Annotated in this window: 7 protein-coding genes; 4 read left to right on the top strand and 3 right to left on the bottom strand. The window is 70.3% G+C overall.

Annotated features, from left to right (window positions below):
• Positions 1-129: 129 nt before the first annotated feature.
• From FH715_RS01130 to FH715_RS01120, 3 genes are all read right to left on the bottom strand, one after another.
• On the bottom strand, positions 130-1143 hold the full coding sequence (locus FH715_RS01130; RefSeq protein WP_170184591.1) for an RnfABCDGE type electron transport complex subunit D: 1014 nt from the start codon (positions 1141-1143) through the stop codon (positions 130-132).
• On the bottom strand, positions 1140-3029 hold the full coding sequence (locus FH715_RS01125) for a CRTAC1 family protein (protein ID WP_425472642.1): 1890 nt from the start codon (positions 3027-3029) through the stop codon (positions 1140-1142). The genes FH715_RS01130 and FH715_RS01125 overlap by 4 nt, the downstream gene beginning before the upstream one ends.
• A gap of 394 nt (positions 3030-3423) precedes the next feature.
• The gene (locus FH715_RS01120) at positions 3424-4386 is read right to left on the bottom strand and encodes a DUF1702 family protein (protein WP_139640078.1); all 963 of its coding nucleotides are present in this window, start codon (positions 4384-4386) and stop codon (positions 3424-3426) included.
• A 596-nt stretch (positions 4387-4982) separates the two neighbouring features.
• On the opposite strand from FH715_RS01120, the gene leuS reads away from it, so the two are divergent.
• From leuS to FH715_RS01100, 4 genes are all read left to right on the top strand, one after another.
• On the top strand, positions 4983-7829 hold the full coding sequence (gene leuS, locus FH715_RS01115) for a leucine--tRNA ligase (protein WP_139640077.1): 2847 nt from the start codon (positions 4983-4985) through the stop codon (positions 7827-7829).
• Positions 7830-8018: 189 nt separating this feature from the next.
• Positions 8019-8723, top strand: coding sequence for a hypothetical protein (locus FH715_RS01110; RefSeq protein ID WP_211367362.1), 705 nt, complete (start codon positions 8019-8021; stop codon positions 8721-8723).
• Positions 8724-8897: 174 nt separating this feature from the next.
• Positions 8898-9293 (top strand): group I truncated hemoglobin, encoded by a 396-nt coding sequence (locus FH715_RS01105; protein ID WP_139640076.1) that lies wholly within the window; start codon positions 8898-8900, stop codon positions 9291-9293.
• 229 nt (positions 9294-9522) lie between these two features.
• Entirely contained in the window at positions 9523-10362 is an 840-nt protein-coding gene (locus FH715_RS01100; protein WP_139640075.1) for a DegV family protein, read from the top strand.
• Positions 10363-10580 lie beyond the last annotated feature (218 nt).

Raw genomic sequence — 10580 nt, 5'->3', positions numbered from 1 at the left:
CTTTTCCCGGTTGCTTCGGTGGAATCGCCCCAGGCGGCGCTGCGGCGCGGCGACCCCATACGGGCGAGACGCCCGGCTGGTGGTCCAGCCGGGCGTCTCGTTCGGGGTCCGTGCGGGGGTACGGGGAGGTCAGGCCCGCACGGGTTGGGCCTGCGGCGCGGCCACCACGTCGGTGGCCGGCTCTTCCAGAGACGCCTCCCGACGCCGCTGGATACGCTCGCGCGCCCAGACGACGTACCAGTAACCGCCACGCAGCGCACAGATGATCGCGGTCGCGAAGAACAGCGTGTAGACCACGTTGAACAGCATGAGGACGCCGTAGATCATCGCCAGCCCCGCGCCGAACATGAACTGCGGCCGCGGTTTGGACGGGGAGGTTCCCGGGTCGGTGACCATGTAGTTGGTGAACAGAACGAAGGCAACGCCGCTCATCACGCCCAGTGCGGTGAAAAGCGCCACGTCCCAGAACCAATACCGGATCAACGCCTGGATCACGAATCCGCCGAGCCAACCGACTATCAGCATCACCCTGCGGGTCAGCATCGCGTTGATGACTGTTCCCGCCGTCACGATGATCAGCGGGATGAGAATGCGGAATACCGTGTTGGCGTACTCGGTGAACTGGTAGGGCGGCGCGATGCTGACCCAGCTGCCGAAACACAGCAGGGTTAACGCGATCCCGAAGTTGGACGGGTTCATGAAGTGCCGCCACCGTCCGTTGATCGGCGCCTTCAGCACGTGCTTCTGCCCCACGGCCACCACGACACCGAACATGACGGGCCACCACGACCCGTTGGCGTACAGCAGCATGTTGACGGCGAGGGCGGTGATGTGCGCCGGCAGCAGGAACTCCATCACGCCGCGCGGCCCGCGCCCGAGGAAGCGCGGCGCGCGCCGCTCCGACCAGGCGCTGACCATCTCCAGAACGATCTCCGTCGCGTAGCCGGTCGCCAGGGCCAGGAAGGGCCACAGCGGAGCCTGCTCGAAACCGAGCACGGTGTAGCCGAGGATGTTGAAGACCGTGAGGGAGAGGGCGAAGTTGCGCAGCGCCAGATAGCGCACGTCCCGCGGTTTGTCCTCCGGCGGACGTGGCGTGGCGGGCGGCACCTCTGAGGGGGCGTTCGATCGGGTGATGGTGGTCATGAGCCGGTGACCTCCTCGGCCGTCTCGTGCAGGAGCAGGCTGTGGCTGCCGGGCGTCAGTTCCAGCGTCTCCTCGCGGTACTCGCCGGAGACGTCACGCCAGCGCAGCTGGGCCGAGACCGGCCCGTCGTACTCGCCGAGGCCGAACCGCACCTCGAAGCTGCGTTTGCCGCTGTGGCCGCCGCCGCCGTCCAGCCGGTTGACCTGGGTGTGGCCGTCCGGCGTCTCGATCCGGACCGTCGCCTCGTAGGCGGGCTGGCCCGCCAACCGCATCCCGCCGTCCGCGGCGCCCTCGGCGTGCGGCCGGTAGAGGTCGAGGTCGAGGACATTGCCCAGCTCGGGAGCGTTGTTGGCGAAGAACACCGGCGCGCCCCACTGGCGGGCGACCGCGAAGTCGAGGGCGCCGTTCCCTCGGGTGTCCGCCATCGCGACCCCGCGCGAGGGGATCGCCTCGTCGAGTCCCAGCTCGCCGTTGAGGTTGGCGAACCGCTCCCCCTCGGACTCGCGGGCGTAGAAGGCCATCGGATCGCCGCCGGCCAGGTCGTCGCCCGGCTGCATCTTCGGCCACATGGCCGGATCGGTGAAGAGGTTGTCGTTGGTCATGGCCATCTCCTGAAGCCACGGCCAGCGGTTGATCTCCCCCTTCACGAAGCCCTCGGTCTGCACGATCTCCAGGTTGCCGCTGTTGAGGAAGTCGCCCATCTTGACGTCCCAGCCCCAGCCGGTGAACGCGAGCCCCAGGTCGTAGGCGTCCTGGGTGAAGGGCGCGGTGCCGCCCGCGAGGCTGTCCGCCATCTCGGCCTCGCTGTCCGCCTGGTTGACGAAGGCGAAGTTGCTCTCCTCAAGCCCCCAGGCGCTGGTGATGTTGCTGACCATCATGTCGAAGCTGCCGTTGTTGTCGAGATCGCCGAAGTCGATCCCCATGCCCTTGAACGAGCTGTAGCCCAGGACGAACGACTTGGGGTCCGACCAGGAGCGTTCCCCGAGCGCGGTCTCGAACCTGATGCCGTCCGCGTCGGAGACGTTGTGCAGCAGGTGGTCCTTGCCGAAGTCGTTGGCGATGTACATCTCCGGCAGGCCGTCGCCGGTGAGGTCGGCGCTGGAGATCGCCAGCGTCCACCCCGTCGCGTCCTCCTGCGGGATCGCGCCCGGCACCTCGACGTACTCCAACGTCGGGTCGGGGCCCGAGGTCGCGTCGTGGAACCGCAGCAGGTGCGCGCCGCCGCCGTTCTTGGCGTTGGAGAGTGAGTTGTTCATCTCCACGTTGTCCACTCCGTCGGAGTCGAGGACGTCCGAGTCGGGGAAGTAGTTGGCGATCAGGATGTCCGGGTGCCCGTCGCCGTCGTAGTCGGCCACGTTGACGGCGTTGGTGTTCCAACGCGCCCCGTGGTAGCCGCCGTCGAAGGACTCCTGCGGGATCAGCTCGACCGGCCGGTAGGCGTCGTTGCTCAGCTCCTCGGCGTCCGACCGTGCCACGAAGACCACCGGGGTGCGGCCCCAGTACGTCGTCAGCAGGTCCATCCGGCCGTCGCCGTTGAAGTCGCCAGGGGTACAGCCCATCGGCGCCATGGAGTCGTCCATCGGCAACTCGCCCTGGTCGAGGAGGAACGGCGTGAACCGCCCCTCCTCCGGCGCGGTCGGGGCGTAGGTGACCACGATCTCGTCGCTCCTGGGGTCCACGATGCACAGGTCATCGGGGTTGCCCGTGCCCTGGAGGTCGTTGAGCGCCACGGAGGCGCCGACGGACGATATCCACGACCTGATGTGGTGAAACGCGGGATTGACTTCCCGCACGGTCTGGTCCGCCTGGTAGCCGGGCGGCATGGCGATCTCCATCTCGGTGAACTCGTAGCGCTCCGCCATCTCGCGCTGCGTGGCGGCAGACACCTCCGGAAGTCTGGCGAGAAAGAAAAGAGACGTCATGAAGGTCAGGGCGACCACGCCGGGAACCAGCAGGCGTAGTCGTGTGGGAAAGCCGGTCAATTTCTTCTCCCCAGCTGTCGGATTCTGAGACCGTTCCTCGGTCCACGGAAACGCTTGAAGTGAGTGCGGATATCGGCGGCCTGACGCAATGGCAGCGCCCCGCGCAACCCGGGGCGCTCGGAGTTCTGTTCGATGTACCGCAAGTGTGGTGTGGATATTCGGAGGGGCGCATCTCCAGAAATGCGGTCCGGGGTGCGGCCGATGGCTCCCGCCGCCCGTTACCCGCCGAATCCGGAACGACTTTTGGGCACGGCGGACAGGGGCGCCGGAACTCCGGCGCCCCTGTCCGCTCCGCGCGCTAGGTCCGCTCCAGGGCCTTTCGAATGCGCTCCCGCCACGTCTCGAACGCGGGCAGCGCGCCGTCCGGCGGCAGCCCCTCCAGCGCCTCGTCCGTCACCGCTGCCGCCTCTGCCGCGGTGCGTCCGCACAGCACCCGGGTGGCCGCCTCCGTGTGCGGTGCCACCAGGTCGGCTCGCACCCGCGCCTTGGCGGCGAACGCCGCCCCCTGCGCCAGCGAGGGGCCGTGCCGGTCGGCCAGCTTGACCAGCAGCGCCAGGTCCTCGTCCCCGACGCCCCCGGCGTAGGTGGCGGCCAGCCCGGCGCCGCTCCACAGGTCCGCGTGCCTGGCGGGCGGGAAGTCGCCGACCACGTCGGCGAGACGCCGCACGTCGGCGCCGCAGACGAACCACAGTGCTCGCCCGATGCCCTGGTCGACGCCCCGGGAGGCGTAGCCGGAGGAGTCGGCCCACGGGACACGCACCCGGGGCGGCGTGTGCCGGGCGACATGGCGGGTGGTCGCGAAGTACGCCTCGTGGAACCCGTAGCCGTCGAGGGCGAGCCAGCGCAGCAGCGGGTCCGGCAGGGCCAGTCCGCGCCACAGCGGTCGCGGCAGCCGGGCCATCGCCCAGCCGACGCCCACGTAGACCATGTAGACATGGGGGGCGCCGGGGCCGTCGAGCAGCTCACGGGTGCGCGAGCGCCGCCAGGGCGCCAGCGCGTCGGAGACGGCCACCCCCATGCCGGCGCCCTCGTAGGCGAAGCCCCGGTAGGGGCGCTCCACCTCTTCGAGTCGGGAGCGCATCTCCTGGATGGACCTGTTCTCGACGCCGTGTCGGAGCCCGGTGAGGAATTGTCTGGCGGTTTTCTCCAGATGCTTCTGCCTCATCGGGTCCCCGCTGTGGAATCCTCGTCTGTCGAATGTGACCTCCGAGTCGTCCGGCACCAGAAGCCGCCGGCGTAGTTTTCCCGTCACGGTCGGCATGTGACTCCCTGTCTCGTGGAATTGACGATTCCCAAGGCGGAGTGATCCGTCGTCGCCTCGACAGCCTGCCATCGGGGTTCCCCGGATTCATCTTCTCTCTTGCCTTCGTGGGTCCGGGAGTCGCGTGGGAGGCGGAGATCGGAAGCCGTAACGGACTCAGCGAAACGCGGCGGGAAGTGGCCGTCGCTCGTTACTGCTGCTGATTACTGTTGCGTAGGGCGGATTACTGGTACGTATACCGGCCGGTTGTGTGTGGATTCCGTGTGGGCCGGGGAGTGCGGGGGAGGGGCGCGCCGGGTCGCGCGGTGGCGCGCGGTTATGGCGGGGGCAAGCGGATTCGCGCGCCGTGCACTGGCTCGGACCGGGCGGTTCGCGGCCGATCGGCGGGGCGGGCGGTTTCCCCGGTGCGCTACCCTGTCTGCCATGCGTGCCGCACGCCTCCTTCTTCTCCGGCCGCGCTGAGCGACATAGAGACGACGCCGGCGCGGCCAGCCCCTCCTGTGCGAGGGGCTTTTTCGTGGGCGGGCGCGGCCGGTTCGTCGGCTGGCGCCGCCGGGCCAGCAGGATCGACGACGCTTTTGGGGACTTCGAGGACGATGAGCGAGACACACAGGTACGACGCGGCGCTGGCGACCGAGATCGAGGCCCGCTGGCAGGACTACTGGGCGGAGCACGGCACCTTCGAGGCGCCCAACCCCACCGGCGATCTCGCGGACGACGCCGAGCTGGCCGCACGGCCGAAGAAGTTCGTGATGGACATGTTCCCCTACCCGTCGGGCGCGGGGCTGCACGTCGGCCACCCGCTGGGGTACATCGCGACGGACGTCTATGCCCGTTACCAGCGGATGACCGGCCACAACGTTCTGCACGCGCTGGGTTACGACGCGTTCGGGCTGCCCGCTGAGCAGTACGCCGTGCAGACCGGCACCCACCCGCGGGTCTCCACCGAGGCCAACATCGAGACCTACCGCCGCCAGGTGCGGCGCCTGGGCCTGGGCTACGACGAGCGGCGCTCGTTCGCCACGATCGACCCCGAGTACTACCGCTGGACGCAGTGGATCTTCTCGCGGATCTTCGACTCCTGGTACGACACCGAGGAGGGGCGCGCCCGGCCGATCGACGAGCTGGTCGCCGCCTTCGCCTCGGGGGAGCGCAAGACGCCCGACGGGCGCCCCTGGAGTGAGCTGTCCGCCGCCGAGCGCGCCGAGCTGCTGGGCGAGTACCGGCTGGCGTACGCCTCCGACGCCCCGGTCAACTGGTGTCCGGGCCTGGGTACCGTGCTGGCCAACGAGGAGGTCACGGCCGACGGCCGCTCCGAGCGCGGCAACTTCCCGGTCTTCAAGTCCAAGCTGCGCCAGTGGAACATGCGGATCACCGCCTACGCCGAGCGGCTGCTGAGCGGCCTGGACACGGTGGAGTGGCCGGAGGCCATCAAGATCCAGCAGCGCAACTGGATCGGGCGCTCGGAGGGCGCGCGGATCGCGTTCGGTATTGGGGAAGCGGAGAAGGGGCGCACGGTCACCGTCTTCACCACCCGCCAGGACACGGTCTTCGGCGCCACCTATCTGGTGCTGGCCCCCGAACACGAGCTGGTCGACGACGTGGTGCCGGCCGCGTGGCCCGAGGGCACCCGCGAGGAGTGGACCGGCGGTCACGCGACGCCGGCCGAGGCGGTCACCGCCTACCGGCGGCAGGCCGGCGCCAAGTCCGACGTGGAACGGCAGTCCGACGCCCGGGAGAAGACCGGCGTCTTCACCGGCGCCTACGCCACCAACCCGGCCAACGGCGAACGGGTACCCGTCTTCGTCGCCGACTACGTGCTGGTCGGCTACGGCACCGGCGCGATCATGGCCGTCCCGGCGCACGACTCCCGGGACTTCGCGTTCGCGCGCGCCTTCCGGCTGCCGATGCGCTGCGTCGTCCGCCCGACGGACGGCCGGGGCACGGACCCGGACACCTGGGACGACTCCTACACCTCCTACGAGGCGACGCTGGTCAACTCGGCCAACGACTCGCTGTCGCTGAACGAGCTGAGCGTCCCCGAGGCCAAGGCCCGCGCCTCGGCCTGGCTGGAGTCCACGGGGCTGGGCGAGGGCACCGTCACCTACCGGCTGCGCGACTGGCTGTTCAGCCGGCAGCGGTACTGGGGCGAGCCGTTCCCCATCGTCTACGACGAGGACGGAGTGGCCCACGCGCTGCCCGACTCGATGCTGCCGCTGGAGCTGCCGGAGGTCGACGACTACTCGCCGCGCACCTTCGACCCCGAGGACTCCGACACCCGGCCGGAGACCCCGCTGTCGCGGAACGCCGAGTGGACCGAGGTCACCCTGGACCTGGGCGAAGGACCGAAGCGGTACCGCAGGGAGACCAACACGATGCCCAACTGGGCGGGTTCGTGCTGGTACCACCTGCGCTACCTGGACCCGCGCAACGCGGAGAAGCTGGTCGACCCGGAGATCGACGCGTACTGGATGGCGCCCCGCGAGGGCATGGCCTCCGGCGGCGTCGATCTGTACATCGGCGGGTCCGAGCACGCGGTGCTGCACCTGCTGTACGCGCGCTTCTGGCAGAAGGTGCTCTTCGACCTGGGGCATGTCTCCTCGCCCGAGCCGTACCACAAGCTGTTCAACCAGGGCATGATCCAGGCGTACGTCTACCGGGACGCCCGGGGCTTCCCGGTGCCGGCCGCCGAGGTGGAGGAGCGCGACGGCGCCTTCTTCCACGAGGGCGAGCGGGTCGACAGGGAGATCGGGAAGATCGGCAAGTCCCTGAAGAACGTGGTCTCCCCGGACGAGATCTTCACCGCCTACGGCGCCGACACGCTGCGGCTGTACGAGATGGCGATGGGCCCGCTGGACGTCTCCCGGCCGTGGGAGACCCGCGCGGTCGTCGGCCAGTTCCGGTTGCTGCAACGGATCTGGCGGAACGTGCTGGACGAGGAGACCGGCGAGGTCTCCGTCGTCGAGGCGGAGCCGGACGACGAGACGCTGCGGATCACCCACAAGACGATCCACGGCGTCGGCCAGGACCTGGACCAGCTGCGTTTCAACACCGCGATCGCGAAGATCACGGCGCTGAACAACCATGTGACCAAGCTGCGCGAGGTCCCCAGGAGCACGGCGGAGACGCTGGTGCTGCTGATCGCCTCGCTGGCGCCGCACGTCGCCGAGGAGCTGTGGCGGCGGTTGGGGCACGAGCCGAGCGTGGCGCACGCGCGCTTCCCGGTGGCCAATCCGGCGTATGTCGCGGACCAGACGGTGACGTGCGTGGTCCAGGTGCGCGGCAAGGTCAGGGCGCGGCTGGAGGTCGTGCCGGGGATCGGCGAGGCCGAGTTGGAGCGGCTGGCGCTGGCGGAGCCGGCGGTGGTCGCGGCCCTGGGCGGCGCCGAGATCCGCAAGGTGATCGTGCGGGCGCCGAAGCTGGTCAACATCGTTCCGGCGTGAGCCGGGTCGGTCGGACATTGGTCGGACTCGGCCGGAGCCCGGTCGGACTTCGTGCGGACTCGGCCGGAGCCCGGTCGGACGGTGGTCGGACTTGGGGCGGACGCCGGTCGGTGTCGCTGACCGGGCCTGAACGGTGCTGACCGGACCTGACCGGAAGGGTTACTGCGGGCGAGGGCCTACTCTGGAGGCATGGAGTGGGTCCTCGTCCTTTTCGTGCTCTTCGCGATGAGCGTCGCGGCGGCGGTCGTCGTGGTGCGACGTGTCGTGCGTGAGCTGCGTGCGCGCCTGGGTCAGGCCAACCAGGAGCTGCGTCGGCGCGCCGCCAACGCCTCGCTGACCGCGCGCGCGGCGCAGCCCGGCGCCGTCGGCGAAGTGGCGCGGGTGCGCAGGGAGTTGCGCGCCAGCGTGGAGAACACCAGGGCCGTCCTGCTGGCCGGTGCGGCCCAGGACGAGTCGCTGAGGGAGGCGCTCGCGCTCTGCGAGCAGCTCTCGGGGCACGCCGAACGGTTGGACGGCGAGCTGAACGCGCTGGTCGCCGGCGGCGAGCGGGACCGGGCCCGGATCAACGCCCGGCTCCCCGAGCTGAAGAAGCGGGCGGAGGCCATCCGTTCCTCGGCCGACTCCCTGCGGGAGGCGGCCAGGGACCGCGCCCAGCACGACGAGGGGTCGGACCTCGACTCCCTTCAGCGGCAGATCGAGCTGGAGGCGACGGCGCTGCGGCACTGGTCGCCGGCCGAGGGCAGGCCGACCGAGGGCAGGTCGACGGAGGGCAGGCCGGTCCACGGCGGGTCCGCCGAGGTTCCGGCGCCCAGCGAGGAACGCCCGGGCGTCGCGCGGAGCGAGAAGCACCCCGGCGTCGCGCAGGGGGACGAGCCGGGGGAGCGGCGCGGCTGAGCGTGTCCTGAAGGCGTACCGGAGCAACTGATGCCGTGTTACCGGCGTCCACTCGGCGTGTGAGGAGCCGGTTGCGAAGAGTTCACCGCCGTCCCGGGCGGGCCGGAGGGTCTTCTGACAGCCAGGAAACCGTCTCCTCACGTACCGGCAAGACGGCGGCACGACGCTGACACCATGACCGAGACAATCTCCGGCAAGCCATCCGGGGACCCTTCCCCGACTCTCTTCGAGCAGCTCGGAGGAGAGGACGCCATAGGGTCCGTTGTCGACATCTTCTATGGCAAGGTCCTCGCCGACCCCGACCTCCAGCCGTACTTCACCGGGGTGGACCTCGACCGTCTCAAGCTGCACCAGCGGCGCTTCCTCAGCCAGGCCCTCGGCGCCACCCGTCCCTACTCCGGCCGTTCCATGCGCAGGGCCCACGAGAACCTGGCCATCACGGACGACGCCTTCGGCAAGGTCGTCGACCACCTGGCCGGCGCGCTCATGGAGTCAGGGGTGGACGAGGCGACCATCGGCACGATCGCCGAGGTCCTGCTTCCACTCAAGGCGGACATCGTCACCGCCTGACGCTCGTCCTCGGCCGGCGGGCGCGGTCACCCGGCTCCGGACCGGGCGCCGCTGCCCGTGGCACGGGCGCCGTCCGTGTGCGGCGCGTACCCGCTCCCCGGGCGTATCTCCTCCAGCGACTCCACGGGGACGTGCTCCCAGGCCCGCCGCTTGGGGCCCTCGGGGCCGGCGCGCGGTGGCCGGGAGTCCGAGGCGAGGCGGAAGCGTTCGCTCGGCTAGTCTCCGGTCTATGCCCGTCGCCCTCGTCACCGATTCCACGGCCTACCTGCCGCGACCGACGGTCGAGCGACGGGGGGTGCGCGTCGTCCCGTTGACCGTGGTGCTCGGCGACGAGGCGCTGGAAGACGGCACGGAGCACGCCGCCCGCCGGCTGGCGCAGGCGCTCGGGCAGAAGCAGCCGGTGACCACGTCCCGCCCCAGCCCCGCCGAGTTCGGCGAGACCTACCGTCGTGCCGCTGAGGAGGGCGCTACGGGCATCGTCTCCCTTCATCTGTCGTCCGAGATCTCCGGCACCTACGACGCCGCGGTGCTGGCGGCTCGGGAGGCCCCCGTGCCCGTGCGGGTGGTGGACAGCGGCATGATCGCCATGGCGCTCGGCTTCAGCGTCCTCGCCGCCGCCGACGTCGTCGACGCCGGCGGCTCCCTCGACGAGGCCGTCGCCGCCGCCGTGAAGCGGGCCGAGGCGACCCGGGCGGTGTTCTACGTCGACACGCTGGAGCATCTCAGGCGGGGTGGCCGCATCGGCACGGCCCAGGCGCTGTTGGGGTCGGCGTTGGCGGTGAAGCCGCTGCTCGAACTGACGGACGGGCGCATCGAACCGCTGGAGAAGGTGCGTACCGCGTCCCGGGCCATCGCCCGCCTTGAGGAACTGGCGGTGGAGCACGCCGGGTCGGGGCCCGTGGACGTGGCGGTACACCATCTGGCGGCCGAGGAACGCGCGGGCCAGCTCGCGGACCGGCTGCGGGGAAGGCTTTCCGGACTGGTGGACCTCCATGTGAGCGAGGTGGGCGCGGTGTTGGGGGCCCACACGGGGCCCGGGCTGCTGGGTGCGGTGGTGTCGCCTCGTTGAACGGGGGCGGCGTCGGTGGTGGTTCCCGTCGCGCCGGGCTTTCGGCGGTTTCACTCCGGAGGGTGACGAGGTTATCCACAGGGGGCGGGTTGTCCACAGATTTCGGCCCGTTCGGTCACGGAGTGTGAAATCGGGCTAGTTTCCTGGGTCATGGAGACTCAGCAGTTCGACGGGCGCCAGGGGCGCCATGGGGGCGCTTCGCGCCGAGGGCCGGGCGA

This window comes from Streptomyces sedi (assembly GCF_006335015.1).
Classification (GTDB): Bacteria; Actinomycetota; Actinomycetes; order Streptomycetales; family Streptomycetaceae; genus Streptomyces; species Streptomyces sedi.
This window is presented reverse-complemented; position numbering and strand designations above follow the sequence as displayed.

Excerpts from the sequence above, each read along its gene's own strand:
- FH715_RS01105 (WP_139640076.1), top strand. The coding sequence starts at position 8,898 with ATGACCGAGACAATCTCCGGCAAGCCATCCGGGGACCCTTCCCCGACT.
- FH715_RS01120 (WP_139640078.1), bottom strand. The coding sequence starts at position 4,386 with ATGCCGACCGTGACGGGAAAACTACGCCGGCGGCTTCTGGTGCCGGAC.
- leuS (WP_139640077.1), top strand. The coding sequence starts at position 4,983 with ATGAGCGAGACACACAGGTACGACGCGGCGCTGGCGACCGAGATCGAG.
- FH715_RS01110 (WP_211367362.1), top strand. The coding sequence starts at position 8,019 with ATGGAGTGGGTCCTCGTCCTTTTCGTGCTCTTCGCGATGAGCGTCGCG.
- FH715_RS01130 (WP_170184591.1), bottom strand. The coding sequence starts at position 1,143 with ATGACCACCATCACCCGATCGAACGCCCCCTCAGAGGTGCCGCCCGCC.
- FH715_RS01100 (WP_139640075.1), top strand. The coding sequence starts at position 9,523 with ATGCCCGTCGCCCTCGTCACCGATTCCACGGCCTACCTGCCGCGACCG.